This is a genomic window from Streptomyces geranii (assembly GCF_002954775.1).
Lineage (GTDB): Bacteria > Actinomycetota > Actinomycetes > Streptomycetales > Streptomycetaceae > Streptomyces > Streptomyces geranii.
Genome location: NZ_PJME01000009.1, coordinates 223,226 through 239,114 on the forward strand (window position 1 = coordinate 223,226; position 15,889 = coordinate 239,114).

General features: G+C 70.4%; 18 protein-coding genes and 5 tRNA genes. 16 read left to right on the forward strand and 7 right to left on the reverse strand.

What is annotated here, in order from left to right; genetic code table 11:
• Positions 1 to 58 precede the first annotated feature (58 nt).
• The 5 genes from CW359_RS16115 (at position 59) to CW359_RS16135 (ending at position 596) form a co-directional block, all read left to right on the forward strand.
• Positions 59 to 130 (forward strand) — tRNA-Gln (locus CW359_RS16115).
• A gap of 50 nt (positions 131 to 180) precedes the next feature.
• Positions 181 to 253 (forward strand) — tRNA-Glu (locus tag CW359_RS16120).
• Positions 254 to 315: 62 nt separating this feature from the next.
• Positions 316 to 388 (forward strand) — tRNA-Glu (locus CW359_RS16125).
• Between the two features lie 20 nt (positions 389 to 408).
• A tRNA-Gln gene (locus CW359_RS16130) sits at positions 409 to 480 on the forward strand.
• Between the two features lie 43 nt (positions 481 to 523).
• Positions 524 to 596 (forward strand) — tRNA-Glu (locus CW359_RS16135).
• Between the two features lie 55 nt (positions 597 to 651).
• Here the strand turns inward: CW359_RS16135 and CW359_RS16140 are convergent.
• The gene (locus CW359_RS16140; protein ID WP_105970621.1) at positions 652 to 1,293 is read right to left on the reverse strand and encodes a MerR family transcriptional regulator; all 642 of its coding nucleotides are present in this window, start codon (positions 1,291 to 1,293) and stop codon (positions 652 to 654) included.
• A 79-nt stretch (positions 1,294 to 1,372) separates the two neighbouring features.
• On the opposite strand from CW359_RS16140, the gene CW359_RS16145 reads away from it, so the two are divergent.
• A complete protein-coding gene (locus CW359_RS16145) occupies positions 1,373 to 1,873 on the forward strand; it encodes a DUF4188 domain-containing protein (RefSeq protein WP_105970622.1) in 501 nt (166 codons plus the stop codon).
• A 146-nt stretch (positions 1,874 to 2,019) separates the two neighbouring features.
• On the opposite strand, the gene ndgR is transcribed toward CW359_RS16145, so the two are convergent.
• Positions 2,020 to 2,736, reverse strand: coding sequence for an IclR family transcriptional regulator NdgR (gene ndgR, locus CW359_RS16150; RefSeq protein WP_055524291.1), 717 nt, complete (start codon positions 2,734 to 2,736; stop codon positions 2,020 to 2,022).
• 195 nt (positions 2,737 to 2,931) lie between these two features.
• On the opposite strand from ndgR, the gene leuC reads away from it, so the two are divergent.
• From leuC to CW359_RS16170, 4 genes are all read left to right on the forward strand, one after another.
• Complete coding sequence (gene leuC / locus CW359_RS16155; RefSeq protein ID WP_105970623.1) at positions 2,932 to 4,362, forward strand: 3-isopropylmalate dehydratase large subunit; 1,431 nt, start codon at positions 2,932 to 2,934, stop codon at positions 4,360 to 4,362.
• A 6-nt stretch (positions 4,363 to 4,368) separates the two neighbouring features.
• Positions 4,369 to 4,962, forward strand: a complete 594-nt coding sequence (gene leuD / locus CW359_RS16160) for a 3-isopropylmalate dehydratase small subunit (protein WP_105970624.1) — start codon at positions 4,369 to 4,371, stop codon at positions 4,960 to 4,962.
• A gap of 289 nt (positions 4,963 to 5,251) precedes the next feature.
• A complete protein-coding gene (locus CW359_RS16165) occupies positions 5,252 to 5,482 on the forward strand; it encodes an SCO5555 family protein (protein ID WP_105970625.1) in 231 nt (76 codons plus the stop codon).
• Positions 5,483 to 5,620: 138 nt separating this feature from the next.
• On the forward strand, positions 5,621 to 6,268 hold the full coding sequence (locus tag CW359_RS16170; RefSeq protein WP_105970626.1) for an HU family DNA-binding protein: 648 nt from the start codon (positions 5,621 to 5,623) through the stop codon (positions 6,266 to 6,268).
• A gap of 112 nt (positions 6,269 to 6,380) precedes the next feature.
• Here CW359_RS16170 and CW359_RS16175 read toward each other — a convergent pair whose 3' ends face one another.
• Positions 6,381 to 6,620 carry a hypothetical protein gene (locus CW359_RS16175; protein WP_105970627.1) on the reverse strand — a complete coding sequence of 80 codons (240 nt, stop codon included), beginning with the start codon at positions 6,618 to 6,620 and terminating at the stop codon, positions 6,381 to 6,383.
• 9 nt (positions 6,621 to 6,629) lie between these two features.
• Positions 6,630 to 7,268: a 2-phospho-L-lactate guanylyltransferase gene (cofC, locus tag CW359_RS16180; protein ID WP_105970628.1), complete on the reverse strand. Its 639-nt coding sequence runs from the start codon at positions 7,266 to 7,268 to the stop codon at positions 6,630 to 6,632.
• A gap of 212 nt (positions 7,269 to 7,480) precedes the next feature.
• Here cofC and CW359_RS16185 point away from each other — a divergent pair, with 212 nt between their 5' ends.
• The 3 genes from CW359_RS16185 (at position 7,481) to CW359_RS16195 (ending at position 10,596) form a co-directional block, all read left to right on the forward strand.
• Complete coding sequence (locus CW359_RS16185) at positions 7,481 to 8,362, forward strand: lysophospholipid acyltransferase family protein (RefSeq protein WP_105970629.1); 882 nt, start codon at positions 7,481 to 7,483, stop codon at positions 8,360 to 8,362.
• On the forward strand, positions 8,359 to 9,369 hold the full coding sequence (locus CW359_RS16190) for an NAD(P)H-dependent glycerol-3-phosphate dehydrogenase (RefSeq protein ID WP_105970630.1): 1,011 nt from the start codon (positions 8,359 to 8,361) through the stop codon (positions 9,367 to 9,369). Before CW359_RS16185 ends, CW359_RS16190 begins: the two co-directional genes overlap by 4 nt.
• 69 nt (positions 9,370 to 9,438) lie before the next feature.
• Positions 9,439 to 10,596 (forward strand): D-alanine--D-alanine ligase family protein, encoded by a 1,158-nt coding sequence (locus tag CW359_RS16195; RefSeq protein WP_105970631.1) that lies wholly within the window; start codon positions 9,439 to 9,441, stop codon positions 10,594 to 10,596.
• Between the two features lie 79 nt (positions 10,597 to 10,675).
• Here the strand turns inward: CW359_RS16195 and CW359_RS16200 are convergent, their stop codons facing one another.
• Positions 10,676 to 11,176: a DUF3515 domain-containing protein gene (locus CW359_RS16200; protein ID WP_105970653.1), complete on the reverse strand. Its 501-nt coding sequence runs from the start codon at positions 11,174 to 11,176 to the stop codon at positions 10,676 to 10,678.
• Between the two features lie 20 nt (positions 11,177 to 11,196).
• Complete coding sequence (locus tag CW359_RS16205) at positions 11,197 to 11,430, reverse strand: Lrp/AsnC family transcriptional regulator (protein WP_003997603.1); 234 nt, start codon at positions 11,428 to 11,430, stop codon at positions 11,197 to 11,199.
• Positions 11,431 to 11,683: 253 nt separating this feature from the next.
• On the opposite strand from CW359_RS16205, the gene CW359_RS16210 reads away from it, so the two are divergent.
• A complete protein-coding gene (locus CW359_RS16210) occupies positions 11,684 to 12,649 on the forward strand; it encodes a thiamine-phosphate kinase (protein ID WP_105970632.1) in 966 nt (321 codons plus the stop codon).
• On the forward strand, positions 12,646 to 13,437 hold the full coding sequence (gene thiD / locus CW359_RS16215; protein WP_105970633.1) for a bifunctional hydroxymethylpyrimidine kinase/phosphomethylpyrimidine kinase: 792 nt from the start codon (positions 12,646 to 12,648) through the stop codon (positions 13,435 to 13,437). Before CW359_RS16210 ends, thiD begins: the two co-directional genes overlap by 4 nt.
• 107 nt (positions 13,438 to 13,544) lie before the next feature.
• Here thiD and rpmB read toward each other — a convergent pair whose 3' ends face one another.
• Complete coding sequence (rpmB, locus tag CW359_RS16220; protein WP_105970634.1) at positions 13,545 to 13,730, reverse strand: 50S ribosomal protein L28; 186 nt, start codon at positions 13,728 to 13,730, stop codon at positions 13,545 to 13,547.
• 289 nt (positions 13,731 to 14,019) lie between these two features.
• Here rpmB and CW359_RS16225 point away from each other — a divergent pair, with 289 nt between their 5' ends.
• Positions 14,020 to 15,768: a DAK2 domain-containing protein gene (locus CW359_RS16225; protein ID WP_105970635.1), complete on the forward strand. Its 1,749-nt coding sequence runs from the start codon at positions 14,020 to 14,022 to the stop codon at positions 15,766 to 15,768.
• Positions 15,769 to 15,889 lie beyond the last annotated feature (121 nt).

A 15,889-nucleotide genomic window follows, 5' to 3' on the forward strand; every position in this document is an offset into this window, starting at 1 on the left:
AGGCCAGGCACCGGAGGCGCAAGCTAGAACAGGAGCTCCGCAAGGGCTCGCGTTCCAGTGGCCTATGGTGTAATTGGCAGCACGACGGTTTCTGGTTCCGTTAGTCTTGGTTCGAGTCCAGGTAGGCCAGCTCGCAGATTGCTTCAAATCTGCACTCGTGGAGATCCAGAATCCACACAAGCCCCCGTTGTGTAGCGGCCTAGCACGCTGCCCTCTCACGGCAGTAGCGCCGGTTCGAATCCGGTCGGGGGTACAGATCCTTCCCGGAGGGTCAGACAGGGTCGCACCCACTGACTCTCATGCAGGATCGCTAGGGCCCCCGTTGTGTAGCGGCCTAGCACGCTGCCCTCTCACGGCAGTAGCGCCGGTTCGAATCCGGTCGGGGGTACGCTTTACCTTGAATTGCCTTGGTCTATGGTGTAATTGGCAACACTACGGTTTCTGGTACCGTCATTCTTGGTTCGAGTCCAGGTAGACCAGCTCGGATCTGCGGCGACGCGGTTTGAACGCTCGCAAGATCCATGCCCCCGTTGTGTAGCGGCCTAGCACGCTGCCCTCTCACGGCAGTAGCGCCGGTTCGAATCCGGTCGGGGGTACGTCAGTGCACAGTGGCCTCCCGCTTCGGCGGGGGGCCACTCTGCATTTCCCCGACTACAGCCCGTACCGCCGCGCGGACTCCTCTTCCTGGGCCAGCCGGTGCAGTGCCGTGAGCACCGGCTCGAACAGCACCGTCGCCGCGACCGCCGTCTCCACCCGCTCCGCGTCCGACGCGTGCGTCTCCAGATAGTCCAGGTCCCTTCTCGCCACCTGGTGCATCAACTCCGCGTACGGCGCCATCAGTTCGGCGTCCCAGGGATAGCCCAGCCGGATCAGCGCGGCCACCGCCACCACCAGCGAACGGTGCACGGGGGACAGGGGGCTCAGCTCGCGTGCGGTCTCCCAGCCGAGGCCCGCCAGCAGCCGGTCCACCTCCCGGCGGGCGGCCACCACGGCCGGGTCCGCCTCGTCCGGCTCGGCGCCCTGCGGCAGCGCCCACAGGGCCGCGCCCAGCCGGATCGTCCGGCCCAGGGAGTCGTCGTCGACATGGCCGAGCACCTCACGGGCCGTGGCCACGGGGATACGCCCGACCTGGATCAGCGCGCGCACCAGCCGGAGCCGGCGCAGATGCCCCTCGTCGTACTCCGCGGTCGTCGTGTTGATCTGCCGTCCCGGCGCCAACAGGCCTTCGCGCAGGTAGTACTTGATGGTCGCGGTGGACACACCGCTGCGCTCGCTCAACTCCGCCAGCCGCATGCCTTGCGCCTTTCCTCGGACAACGGCACGATCCAAGCACCTTGTGGTCGGATAGTGCCGCTAGCCAACGGGAGGCGAGATGTTTGCGAAGCCCAACGCGGGTCGGACGACTGCGGCGGCCGAGGGGGATGTCGTCGTCCTGCTCATCGGGATGCGTATCAACCACTTCTGGGCCGTGCACCACTGGTTCCCGGTGCTGTCGGCGATGCCGCGGATGCTTCGGGAGCTGGCGAAGGATCCCTCGCGGGGGCTGCTGAAGCATGTGCTGCTGACGGCTTCACCCCGGACGTACTACGTCGTCCAGTACTGGGAGTCCAAGGAGAAGCTGTACGACTACGCCTCGGCGTCGGACATGTTCCATCACAAGGCGTGGGGTGCGCTCAACCGCAAGGAGCGGGAGGGGAAGGTTCGGCAGCATGTGGGGCTGTGGCACGAGACGTATGTCGTGCCTGAGGGGTCCTACGAGTCGATCTACGCGGATATGCCGGCCTTTGGGCTGGCTGCGGCGCATGGGGTGTTGCCGGTGGAGCGGCGGGGGCGTTCCGGTAAGGAGCGGTTCGCTCATCGGTCGGCGTCGTAGGGGGTCTGTCGTGGGGCGGGTGCGGGGCCGCTGTGGCTGGTCGCGCAGTTCCCCGCGCCCCTGGGTTGGCTGCCCCTCGGGAGGGTTTTTCAGTGAAGGTCTGCCGCGGCGTTGAGGCCGACCCTCGCTGACGTTCGTACCCTTGCTCAGCCCGTGCGGCGCAGGGCCTCCGACAAGCGGGCTGCCGCGTCGATGACCGCCTGGGCGTGCATGCGGCCGGGGTGGCGGGTCAGGCGTTCGATCGGGCCCGAGACCGAGACCGCTGCCACCACGCGGTTCGAGGGGCCGCGGACGGGGGCCGAGACCGAGGCGACGCCCGGTTCGCGCTCGCCGATCGACTGGGCCCAGCCCCGGCGGCGTACGCCCGACAGCGCTGTCGCTGTGAAGCGGGCGCCCTGGAGGCCGCGGTGCAGGCGCTCCGGCTCCTCCCACGCCATCAGGATCTGGGCCGACGAGCCCGCCTTCATCGTGAGCGTCGAGCCGACCGGGACCGTGTCCCTGAGGCCCGAGAGGCGCTCGGCCGCGGCGACGCAGATGCGCATGTCGCCCTGGCGGCGGTAGAGCTGCGCGCTCTCGCCCGTCAGATCGCGGACATGGGTGAGCACCGGGCCGGCGGTCGCCAGGAGGCGGTCCTCGCCCGCTGCCGCCGCCAGTTCCGCGAGGCGGGGGCCGAGAATGAAACGGCCCTGCATGTCGCGCGCCACCATCCGGTGGTGTTCCAAGGCCACGGCGAGGCGATGTGCCGTGGGTCGTGCGAGTCCGGTCGCCGCGACCAGACCCGCGAGGGTGGCCGGACCGGACTCCAGAGCGCTCAGGACAAGGGCTGCCTTGTCCAGAACGCCGACGCCGCTACTGTTGTCCATGAAACGATACTCGCGTCTCACTCTGTGAAACGCAAGTTCATTTTCCGGTGGAACGCGCCACTCTGGAAGACACAGTGGCCCGCCGACCAACGGGCCCGGTGGCGGATGTCCGGACTAGGGGTATGGGCGATCGCCTCCACAAGATCTCTATCTAGTTGGGCCGGCGCCCGTACGGACCGGCCTGGAGGGAAAGCGATGGGTAGGACACTCGCGGAGAAGGTCTGGGACGACCATGTCGTCCGGCGCGCAGAGGGCGAGCCCGACCTCCTTTTCATTGATCTGCACCTGCTGCACGAGGTGACCAGCCCGCAGGCCTTCGACGGTCTGCGCCAGAACGGCCGTAAGGTGCGTCGCCTCGACCTCACCATCGCGACCGAGGACCACAACACCCCGACCCTCGACATCGACAAGCCCATCGCCGACCCGGTCTCCCGGGTCCAGCTGGAGACGCTGCGCAAGAACTGCGCCGACTTCGGCGTACGGCTGCACCCGCTGGGCGACGTCGAGCAGGGCGTCGTCCACGTGGTCGGGCCGCAGCTGGGGCTGACCCAGCCCGGCACCACCGTCGTCTGCGGCGACTCCCACACCTCCACGCACGGCGCCTTCGGCGCGCTGGCCTTCGGTATCGGCACCTCGCAGGTCGAGCATGTGCTGGCCACCCAGACGCTGCCGCTGGCCCGGCCCCAGACCATGGCGATCACGGTCGACGGCGAACTGCCCGACGGTGTCACCGCCAAGGACCTGATCCTCGCGATCATCGCGAAGATCGGCACCGGCGGCGGCCAGGGCTACATCCTGGAGTACCGCGGCCCCGCCATCGAGAAGCTCTCGATGGAGGCCCGGATGACCATCTGCAACATGTCGATCGAGGCCGGCGCCCGCGCGGGCATGATCGCCCCCGACGAGACCACCTTCGAGTACCTCAAGGGCCGCCCGCACGCGCCCGAGGGCGCCGAGTGGGACGCGGCGGTGGAGTACTGGAAGACGCTGAGGACGGATGACGACGCCGTCTTCGACGCCGAGGTCGTCATCGACGGCGCCGCGCTCTCCCCGTTCGTCACCTGGGGCACCAACCCCGGTCAGGGCGCACCGCTTTCGGCGGACGTCCCCGACCCGGCTTCGTACGAAGACGCCTCGGAGCGCCTCGCCGCCGAAAAGGCCCTGGAATACATGGGGTTGGAGGCCGGGCAGTCGCTGCGCTCCATCAAGGTGGACACCGTCTTCGTAGGTTCGTGCACCAACGGCCGCATCGAGGACCTGCGCGCCGCCGCCGAGATCGTCGAGGGCCGCAAAGTCGCCGACGGCGTACGGATGCTGGTCGTCCCCGGCTCGGTGCGGGTCGGTCTGCAGGCCGTCTCCGAGGGCCTGGACGTGGTCTTCAAGGAGGCCGGCGCCGAGTGGCGGCACGCGGGCTGCTCGATGTGTCTGGGCATGAACCCCGACCAGCTGGCCCCCGGTGAGCGCTCCGCGTCCACCTCCAACCGCAACTTCGAGGGCAGGCAGGGCAAGGGCGGCCGTACGCACCTGGTGTCGCCGCAGGTCGCCGCCGCGACGGCCGTGCTGGGCCACCTGGCCTCCCCGGCCGACCTGTCCGACGCCGACACCCGTACGCCCGCTGGAGTCTGATCAGCCATGGAAGCATTCACCACGCACACCGGCCGGGCCGTCCCGCTGCGCCGCAGCAACGTCGACACCGACCAGATCATCCCTGCTCACTGGCTCAAGAAGGTCACGCGGGACGGGTTCGAGGACGGGCTGTTCGAGGCCTGGCGCAAGGACGAGAACTTCGTCCTCAACCGCCCCGAGCGCAAGGGCGCGACGGTCCTGGTCGCCGGTCCCGACTTCGGTACGGGCTCCTCGCGCGAGCACGCGGTCTGGGCGCTGCAGAACTACGGCTTCAAGACCGTCATCTCGTCCCGCTTCGCCGACATCTTCCGTGGCAACTCGCTCAAGAACGGCCTGCTCACGGTGGTTCTGGAGCAGAAGATCGTGGACGCGCTCCAGGTGCTGACGGAGAACGACCCCGAGGCCGAGATCACGGTCGACCTGGAGGACCGCGAGGTGCGCGCCGAGGGCATCACCGCCTCCTTCGACCTCGACGAGAACGCCCGTTGGCGGCTGCTGAACGGGCTGGACGACATCTCCATCACCCTGCAGAACGAGGACCAGATCGCCGCGTACGAGGCGAAGCGGCCCTCGCACAAGCCGTGGACGCTCAAAGTCTGAGGCCGTTTTCGCGGACGGTCGTCGTCCGAAGGCCGCTCGCGAGTCGAGTTTCGGCCACCACAACACCCCGTCTGTACCCCCGATCGCCACGATTGGGGGTACAGCTGTTTCTGCCTCCGGACCCCGTTGTGCGCCGTCACGCGACCCATCAACTCCCCATGTTAGAAAGGGTGTTGATTGGGTACCCGGGCCTTGACACCGCGACCGGCGAGTGGACACGGAAGGCGGTTCGAGGCGGCAGTTGCCCCCTGAGCAGGCGACAACTCGCCCCAGATGGCACAATCTGTGCATGGAACACGACGGCCAACTCAAGCTCTACACGGCGGTCGCGGCCCAACTCAAGGAAGCGCACACAAGAGTGCGCGCACTGCAAGTCCCGGAGGGCGTACGGATGGCGCTGACCCGGAAGCTGCTGGTCATTACGGCCGCGGCCAAGCACGATCTCGCCGACGCGACAAGGCGGCTGGAACGCTTCGCGGCGGACCTCGACGAGGGTCGATTCCCCGACGAGGACCGCTGAGGAACTCCGTGACAGCCCGAGTTCGTTGCGGCACAAGGGTGATTAGCCCGTTTCGTGTTTGATTTGCGGTATATATCTGCCTAACGTGCGAAAAAGCTTGAACACTTTCGTTCTGGCAATGTCTCCGAAGGGGAAGACGTGAACAAGGCGCAGCTCGTAGAAGCCATTGCGGACAAGGTCGGTGGCCGTCAGCAGGCCGCCGAGGCGGTCGACGCGGTCCTGGACGCCATCGTCCGCGCGACGGTCAGTGGGGACCGGGTGTCGGTCACCGGCTTCGGTTCCTTCGAGAAGGTCGACCGTCCGGCCCGTTACGCCCGCAACCCGCAGACGGGTGAGCGGGTTCGGGTCAAGAAGACCTCCGTCCCCCGCTTCCGCGCGGGTCAGGGCTTCAAGGACCTGGTGAGCGGCTCGAAGAAGCTCCCCCGCGGTGGCGAGGTCGCGGTCAAGAAGGCGCCCAAGGGCAGCCTGACCGGCGGCGGTGCGACCGCGACGGTCAAGAAGGCCGCGGCGAAGAAGGCCACCACCGCCAAGCGGGCGACGGCGGCGAAGAAGACCGTCGCCAAGAAGGCCGCGCCGGCCAAGAAGACGACGGCGACCGCCAAGAAGGCCACGGCCAAGAAGACCACCGCGAAGACCGCGGCGGCCAAGAAGACCACGGCCACGGCGAAGAAGACCGCCGCCAAGAAGGCCCCGGCGGCCAAGAAGGCGACGGCCACCAAGGCCCCGGCCCGCAAGTCGGCGGCTCGCACCACCACCGCCAAGAAGGCCACCGCTCGCAGCAAGTAGGGGCGCAGGGCACTCACGCGCCGGGCCGGACTCCCCGAGGGAGTCCGGCCCGCGGCGTGTTCGGGGAGGGTGCGGGTCGTTTTCCGCCGCGGCCCCGAACCCCCAGGGGCCGCTAGAAGGTCTGCAGGGTGACGAGCGTGATCCGGGGAGTCTCCCCGGCCCCGGCCCCGGCTCCGGCCCCGTCGGTCTCGTCGGGCGCCGCCACCTCGATGCGCACCCGCTGCCCGGGCCGCAGCAGCCTCAGGCCGCCCGCGTCGAACGCCGGCGCGTCGAAGGGGACGGGGGTGCCGTCGTCGAGCAGCACACTGCCGCTGCGTGTTCCGGCGTCGTACGTGTACGCGGTCGCCTGCATGGCGGCAGCCTACTGGCCCGCGATCAGCAGGCCCTCGACCGCGGTCGCCGTCCGCGCCCCGACGCCCAGGGCGAGCGCGGCCCGCAGATCGTCGCCGGTGTCCACGTCCTGGCGTACGGAATTCACCGTCGTGAGGCCGATTTCCACGGCGCCCGAGTCGCGGTGCCGGGTCCGGGAACGCGGGCCGAAACGCGGCAGCAGTTCCTGGCCGGGCCGGGCGGTCAGCAGAGTGGTGCCCACCGTGGCCGCGTCCGCGAGGAAAGCGCGCGGGAATTCGGCGGCGGCGTCCAGGACCAGGGCCAGCTCCAGGGGCCGCAGGGCCGGCAGATCGGCGTTCAGGGCCGCTACGGGGCTGTCGGGGCGGATTGTTCGTACGGTGGCCGCTCCGTGCGCCAGAGCGGCGTTCAGGCCGCCCAGGGGCTCGTCGGGGACGATCGCTGCCCCCAGCGCGGCCAGCTCGCGGGCGGCCAGGGCGTCGTCCGTGACCACCGCCACATCGCGGACCGCCGTGCAGGCGAGCACCGCGGCCACCGTGTCCTGCGCGAAGGCCAGGGCCAGACCGGGCCGCAGCCCGTCGTGGGCGGTGTCCGCCAGCCTGCTCTTGGCCCGCGCCAGAGGCTTGAGGGGTATGACCACTGTCCACTGCACGAGCGTCCCGTACCTCCCTCGCCGTCCCGGCTGCCCACCGGCGCTCTCCCGGTCGCGACCATTGTCACCTGGCTGTCATCAAAGCCCATCCGGCGGTGTCGGTACCGGGGCGTACGGTGTTCTCGACAGACCGGACGCCTGGGGCGACACTTGTGCGGCCCCCAGGTCAACCGGCCGACGTCCTGGTTCAGGCCTTAGAGGAAGGTGCGCGCGTGCCCCGCCGCAGAAACGGCTTCTGGTACCGCCTCGCAGAGGTGATCGTCAAACCGCCGCTGCTGGTTCTGATCAAGCGGGACTGGCGCGGAATGGAGCACATTCCGGCCGCGGGCGGATTTATCACCGCGGTGAACCACAATTCGCATGTCGACCCCTTCGCCTACGCCCACTTTCAGTACAACAGCGGGCGGGTTCCGAGATTCCTGGCGAAGAGCGGGCTTTTCAAGAAGGGATTCGTCGGCACCATGATGCGCGGTACCGGACAGATCCCCGTCTACCGCGAGACCACCGACGCGCTGAGCGCCTTCCGCGCCGCGATCGACGCCGTGGAGCGCGGTGAGTGCGTCGTCTTCTATCCCGAGGGCACCATCACCCGCGACCCGGACCAGTGGCCCATGACCGGCAAGACCGGCGCCGCCCGGGTCGCCCTGCAGACCAGGTGCCCGGTGATCCCGGTGGCGCAGTGGGGCGCGAACGAACTGCTGCCGCCGTACACCAGGAAGCTCAACGTCCTGCCGCGCAAGACCCACCACGTCCTCGCGGGCCCGCCGGTGGACCTGACGCGGTTCTACGGCAAGGAGATGAGCCCCGACCTCCTCAAGGAGGCCACGGAGGTCATCATGGCCGCGGTCACCCGCCAGCTGGAGGAGATCCGCGGCGCGAAGGCCCCGAAGACGCCGTACGACCCGCGCCAGGAGCGCATCGAGCAGCGCCGCAGGACAGCCGCGGAAGAGGCGCAGGACGCACAGGACGCGCTGGACGCCGCGCGGGCGGCGGCGGCAGCGGACACAGCCGTACAAGAAGCAGCGGGACCAGTGGCAGCGGGACCAGAAGCAGTGCAGGCACGGGAAGTTCAGGAAGAGGGGCAGGGCAAGTGAGCGAGCCGGTCAAGGTGGCGGTGTTCAGCGCGGGATCGTGGGGGACCGCCTTCGGCATGGTGCTCGCCGACGCCGGCTGCGAGGTGACCCTGTGGGCCCGTCGGCCCGAACTCGCCGACGCCATCAACTCCACGCGTACGAACCCGGACTACTTCCCGGGCGTCGAACTCCCGGAGAACCTCCGCGCCACCACGGACCCCGCGGAGGCCGCCCGCGACGCGGACTTCACGATACTCAGCATCCCCTCGCAGACCCTGCGCGGGAACCTCGCCGAGTGGACGCCCCTGCTCGCCCCCGACACCGTCCTCGTCTCCCTGATGAAGGGCGTCGAACTCGGTTCCGCCATGCGGATGAGCGAGGTCATCGACGACGTCGCCAAGGTCGGCCGGGACCGCATCGCGGTCGTCACGGGCCCCAACCTCGCCCGGGAGATCGCCGCCCGGATGCCGGCCGCCGCCGTGGTCGCGTGTACGGACGACGCCGTCGCCCAGCGCCTCCAGACGATCTGCCACACCCCGTACTTCCGCCCGTACACCAACAGCGACGTCATCGGCTGCGAACTGGGCGGCGCCGTCAAGAACGTGATCGGGCTGGCCGTCGGCATCGCCGACGGCATGGGCCTCGGTGACAACACGAAGGGCTCGCTCATCACGCGCGGCCTCGCCGAGACCGCCCGCCTCGGCCTCGCGATGGGCGCCGACCCGCTCACCTTCGCCGGACTCGCGGGCCTGGGCGACCTGGTGGCGACCTGCTCCTCGCCGCTCTCCCGCAACCACACCTTCGGCACCAACCTCGGCAAGGGCATGACCCTCCAGGAGACCATCGCGGTCACCAAGCAGACCGCGGAGGGCGTCAAGTCCTGTGAGAGCGTGCTGGATCTGGCCCGCAGGCACGGCGTCGACATGCCGATCACGGAGACGGTCGTCGGCATCGTGCACGAGGGCAAGGCGCCCGTGGTGGCCCTGAAGGAACTGATGTCGCGCAGCGCCAAGCCCGAGCGACGCTGAGCGACGCCGGGCAACAGGGGCCTGCGGGCGCTGACTCGGCGCCGTACCAACGGGTACCCTCAACCCGATATGAGCACCGAGAACCTCTCCCAGAGCCCCGAGCAGCCGTCTCGCAAGCCGCGTGTGGCCGTCGTCTTCGGCGGTCGCAGCTCCGAGCACGGGATCTCCGTGGTCACCGCCGGCGCCGTACTGCGTGCCATCGACCGGACGAAGTACGACGTCCTGCCGATCGGCATCACCCAGGACGGCCGCTGGGCGCTCACCGCGGACGAACCGGAGCGCATGGCGATCGTCGACCGCAAGGCGCCGAACGTCGACGACCTCGCCGAGTCGCGCGAGGGCGGCGTGGTCCTCCCCGTCGACCCCGCGAACCGCGAAGTCGTCTACAGCGAACCGGGATCGGTGCCCAAGGCCCTCGGCGAGGTCGACGTCGTCTTCCCCGTGCTGCACGGCCCGTACGGCGAGGACGGCACCCTCCAGGGCCTGCTGGAACTCTCCGGCGTCCCGTACGTCGGCGCGGGCGTGCTCGCCTCGGCCGTCGGCCAGGACAAGGAGTACATGAAGCGGGTGTTCACCTCGTTCGGCCTCAAGGTCGGCCCGTACGTGGTGATCCGGCCCCGCGAGTGGGAGCGCGACGAGTCCGCCGCCCGCAAGAAGATCGTCGACTTCGCCGCCGAGCACGGCTGGCCGCTCTTCGTGAAGCCCGCGCGCGCGGGATCGTCGTTCGGCATCACCAAGGTCGACGACCTGGGCGGCCTCGACGAGGCGATCGCCGAGGCCCAGCGGCACGACCCGAAGATCATCGTGGAGGCCGCGCTGGTCGGGCGCGAGATCGAGTGCGGGGTCCTGGAGTTCGAGGACGGCCCGCGCGCCTCCGTACCCGCCGAGATCCCGCCGGTCCAGTCGCACGCGTTCTACGACTTCGAGGCCAAGTACATCGACTCGGCCGACGGCATCGTCCCCGCCCCCCTCACCGAGGCCCAGACCGCGGAGGTCCGCCGCCTCGCGGTCGAGGCATTCGACGCGGCCTCCTGCGAGGGCCTGGTCCGCGCGGACTTCTTCCTCACGGAGGAAGGGGAGTTCGTCATCAACGAGATCAACACGATGCCGGGCTTCACCCCGATCTCCATGTACCCCAGGATGTGGCAGGAGACGGGCGTCAACTACCCCGAGTTGGTAGACCGCTTGGTGCAGGCGGCGCTGCGCCGCTCAACAGGGTTGCGTTGAGGTAGTCAGGGGCGCGAGGAACTGCGCGACCAGCCACAACGGGCCCGCACCCGACAACGCAACAGGTGAAACACGGCGCCTAGTTGGCAATCCCTTCAGGCACCGTCTTCTTGATAGCGGCAGCCAGATCAACCAACACCCCCGAGGTGTCCCGCCCCGCCGGAACAGTCACCTCGACATAGGCGAGCCGCGAGGAAGTAGTGAAACGGGACGACCCGTCGTCCCGTTTCTCCATCAGCCACCCGACCCCGTTCACCTCACCCCCCACCGCGTCCGGATCCGCACCGGTGGCGACCTTCGGATCGGTCATCTTGGGCGGCCGTACGACACCGCAGCGCAGTATGATCGCCGGGCTGCCCCAGCCCGCGGTCAGCGCGGACCGGGGCTCGGGGTCCTCCCGACCCAGACCGTCCACCTTCGCCGGCAGCGCGGCGTCCAGCTTCCGGCACAGCTTCGTCGTCTTCGCGTCCGGCTCGGGAACCGCGGCCGAGGCGCTGTCGTCTGCTGAGGAGCAGCCCGTGACGACGATCAACAGGGCGAGCACGGGCAGAGCGAACGGCCGGCGACGGAAGAAGTCCACCGGCACAGGTTAGACGGGGGCTACAAGTGCACCACCGGGCAGGTCAGCGTGCGGGTGATGCCGTCCACTTGCTGGACCTTCGCGACCACCATGCGGCCGAGGTCGTCCACGGTGTCGGCCTGGGCGCGCACAATCACGTCGTACGGTCCTGTCACGTCCTCGGCCTGGATCACCCCCGGGATCTTGCTGATCGTCTCGGCGACGGTCGACGCTTTGCCGACCTCCGTCTGGATCAGGATGTACGCCTGTACCACGGAACCTCCAGGGCGGCCACGAGGATCATGTGGGGAAAAGGAACGCCACGGTATCGCGTCGCCGCGCGCCACGGGGAGACCCGGGGCGCCGGTGCACCCGCGCCGGGGCACGCGGGCAGCACAGGTTGACGGCCACCTCGACCGTACCGAGGCCGACGGGGCCTCGCGACCGGGCACGGACGGCAGTACCGGCAGCGGCAAGGGCAGCGATACGGGCAGCAACGGGGACAGCACCAGAAGGGGACGTACGTCTATGAAGGGCACTGTGGGAGAGCTGGGGGAGTTCGGGCTCATCAGGGAGCTGACCTCCCGGCTCACCACCACCCCGGCGGTCCGGGTCGGCCCCGGCGACGACGCCGCCGTGGTCGCCGCGCCCGACCGCAGGGTCGTGGCGAGCACCGACATCCTCCTGGAGGGGCGGCACTTCCGCCGCGACTGGTCCACCGCGTACGACGTCGGCCGCAAGGCAGCCGCCCAGAACCTCGCGGACATCGCCGCCATGGGCGCCGTACCGACCGCGCTGCTCCTCGGCCTGGTCGTCCCCGCCGAACTCCCGGTCACCTGGCCCACCGAACTGATGGACGGTCTGCGCGACGAGTGCCAGGTCGCGGGCGCGGCCGTGGTGGGCGGTGATGTCGTACGAGGGGACACGATCATGGTCTCCATCACCGCGCTCGGCGATCTGCGCAACCATGAGCCGGTCATCCGGGGCGGCGCCCGGCCCGGTGACGTCGTCGCCGTGACCGGCTGGCTCGGCTGGTCGGCGGCCGGGTACGCGGTGCTGTCGCGCGGTTTCCGCTCGCCGCGTGCCTTCGTCGAGGCGCACCGGCGCCCCGAGCCGCCGTACCACGCGGGTCCGGCGGCGGCCGGGCTCGGCGCGACCGCGATGTGCGACGTGAGCGACGGGCTGATCGCCGACCTCGGGCACATCGCGGAGGCCAGCAAGGTCAGGATCGACATCCGCTCGGGCGCGATCGACATCCCCACCCAGATGAACGACATCGGGCAGGCCGTCGGCGTCGACCCGATGCAGTGGGTGCTCACCGGCGGCGAGGACCACGCGATCGTGGCGACCTTCCCGCCGGACGTGAAGCTGCCCGCCCGCTGGAAGGTGATCGGCGAGGTCCTCAACCCCTCCGCGCTGCCCCAGGTGACGGTCGACGGTGCCCCCTGGACCAGCAAGGGCGGCTGGGACCACTTCGCGGACATCGAGTCGTGAGCGCGCCCGCGCGCGTGCTGACGGTCGCGGGCTCCGACTCCGGCGGCGGCGCCGGGATCCAGGCCGACCTGAAGACGATGCTGGCGTTCGGCGTGCACGGCATGAGCGTCCTCACGGCGGTCACGGCACAGAACTCCCTCGGTGTGCAGGGTGCTTGGGAGTTGCCGGTGGACGCGGTGCGGGCCCAGTTCCGCAGTGTCGTGGACGACATCGGCGTACAGGCGATCAAGACCGGGATGCTCGCCTCGGCCGAACTGGTCGAGACGGTCGCCGGGTTGATCGCCGAGACCGGGGTGCCGACGGTCGTCGACCCGGTGGGCGTCTCCAAGCACGGCGACCCGCTGCTGGCGGCCTCGGCACTGGACTCCGTACGGACTCTCCTGCTGCCCACCGCCACCGTCGCGACGCCGAACCTCGACGAGGTGGCCCAGCTCACGGGCGTACGGGTCGAGTCGGAGGGCCAGTTGAGGGAGGCCGCGGCGGCTGTGCTGTCGTACGGGCCCAAGTGGGCGCTGATCAAGGGCGGGCACCTGCCCGGCGAGGCCGTGGACCTGCTCACGGACGGCACCGAGGAGCACTGGCTGCACGCCCCGCGCCACGACAACCGGCATACGCACGGTACGGGTTGCACGCTGGCGTCGGCGGTCGCGTCGGGGCTGGCGAAGGGGGAGCCGGTGCCGGTGGCGGTGCGGGCGGCGAAGGAGTACGTCACCGGGGCGATCGCGGCCGGGTTCGCGCTGGGGGGCGGGATCGGGCCGGTGGACCACGGCTGGCGGATGCGGGCCTAGCCGTGGCCTTGGAGGGCTTCCCGCGCGCGGGTACGGCAAAAAGCCGGTCCACCGAGGTGGACCGGCTCTGAGCAGCGAACCAGCAGTGGCCGCGCGCTAGCTGAGCGTCAGCGCGAGACCTTGCCAGCCTTGATGCACGAGGTGCAAGCGTTCACGCGCTTCGGCGTCCCACCGACCACGGTACGTACGCGCTGGATGTTCGGGTTCCAGCGACGGGGTGTACGGCGGTGCGAGTGGGAGATGGCGTTGCCGAAGCCCGGCCCCTTGCCGCAGACGTCGCAGTTGGCAGCCACGGGTCACTCCAAAGACTTCAGATGCTCTTACGGGTTGATCCCGGCATGCCGGGATCAAGATCGTAGGATCTGAGTGGCGCTGCCAGGGTAGAAGGCCCGATGTGGAAGACCATCTGGGATGGTCGTCTCGATCGGGCAACCGGAGCAGCATACAACGACTGCGCCAGTACAACGAAACTACCATGGCTGATCAGGGCCCCGCTCCCGGCCCCGGGTCACCCGCCATTCACCCGTGATCCACCCCGGGGTCTACGCTGCGTGCCACGTTCAGCAGCTCAAGGAGGCACAGGTGCCGCAGGTGCCGCAGACATTCTTCGATGCTCTCGCGGTCCGCACCTGGTGCGGACTCGCGCTGGCCGCGCTGGGGCGGGCGCGCGAGGAGATCGACGCGATCAATGTCTACCCGGTGGCCGACGGGGACACCGGCACCAACCTGTATCTGACGCTGGAGTCGGCGTGCGCGGCCGTGGAGGCGGCGTTCGCGGGGCACGAGGCGGCGGGTGCGGGCGCGGGCGCGGGTGGTGTCTCCGGGGTTCCCACGCTGGCCGACGCCGCCCGGGCCATGGCCCACGGCGCGCTGATAGGGGCGCGCGGCAACTCCGGGACGATCCTGGCGCAGCTGCTGCGGGGCATGGCCCAGGTGCTGGCCGCCGAGGCGGAGGGCGAGGCGGACGAGGCGGACGGTGACGCGCGGGGTGAGGGTGCTCACGTCGACGGTCCCGGTCTCGGCCTGGCGCTCCGGTCCGCCGCCGACGCCGCCCGGCTCGCCGTGGCCCACCCGGTCGAGGGCACGGTCCTCACGGTCGCCTCGGCCGCCGCCGACGCCGCGACGGAGGTGGATGCGGAGGGCGACTGCGGGACGGTGGCCAGGGCCGCGTACGAGGGTGCCTCGGCCGCGCTGGCCGCGACCCCGGGGCAGCTGGCCGTCCTGGGGCGCGCGGGTGTCGTGGACGCGGGCGGGCGGGGGCTGGTGACGGTGCTCGGGGCGCTGGTGGAGACGTTCCGGGGGGAGGCGCCCGGGGGTGAGGGCGCGGGGGCGGCACGCGTGCGCGTGCCTGTCCGGTCCTGCGACGTTCCTGAAGCTCCTGAAGCTCTTGGCGAGGGCGATGCCGCCGGTCCCGCCTTCGAGGTGATCTACCTACTGGAGGCCGAGGACGCGGCCGTCGACCGGCTCCGCGCGCGGCTCGACGGGCTCGGGGACTCCCTGGTGGTGGTCGGCGGCGACGGTCTCTGGAACATCCATGTCCATGTCGACGACGCCGGTGCCGCCGTGGAGGCGGGCGTCGAGGCCGGGCGGCCCCACCGGATCCGGATCACGCACTTCGGGGTGGGCGACGTGCACACCGGGGGTGCGGGACGGCCGCTCCGGGAGCGGGTGCAGCGGGCCGTGGTCGCCGTGGTGCCGGGGGAGGGGCTGGCCGGGCTGTACCGGGAGGCCGGCGCCACGACCGTGCTCGCGCGGCCCGGCGAGCCCCCCGCGAGCGGGGAGTTGGTCGAGGCGGTACGGCGGGCCCACGCGCGCGAGGTCGTGCTGCTGCCCAATGACGCCGACCTGCGCCACACCGCCGCCGCGGCGGCCGAACAGGCCCGCTCGGAGGGCATCCGCGTGGCCCTGATCCCGACCCGGTCCGCGGTCCAGGGCATCGCCGCACTCGCGGTGCACGAACCGGAACGCCGGTTCGACGAGGACGTCGTCGCGATGACCTCGGCGGCCGGCGCGACCCGCTACGCCGAACTCGCCGTCGCGGAACGCCAGTCCTGGACGATGGCCGGCATCTGCCAGACCGGCGACGTCCTCGGCCTGATCGACGGCGACGTCGCGGTGATCGGTTCCGACGTCACGGCCACGGCGGTGGCGGTGATCGACCGCATGCTGCAGGCGGGCGGCGAGATGGTCACCCTCGTCCTAGGGGACGAGGCGCCGGAGGCGATCGCGGGGCAGCTGGAGGCGCGGGTTCGCGAGGGGTACTTGGCTGTGGACACGGTGGTTTATCGGGGTGGGCGGCAGGGGGCGTTGTTGCTGATCGGGGTGGAGTGAGGGGCGGGAGGCATGGTTTTCTTCGCCCCCGCCGCCCCTACCCGTTCCCATCCCTGGGGGCTGCCGCCCCCGGACCCCCGCGTTGGGGGGGGGCGCCGGGGGGGGGGGGGGGGGGGGGGGG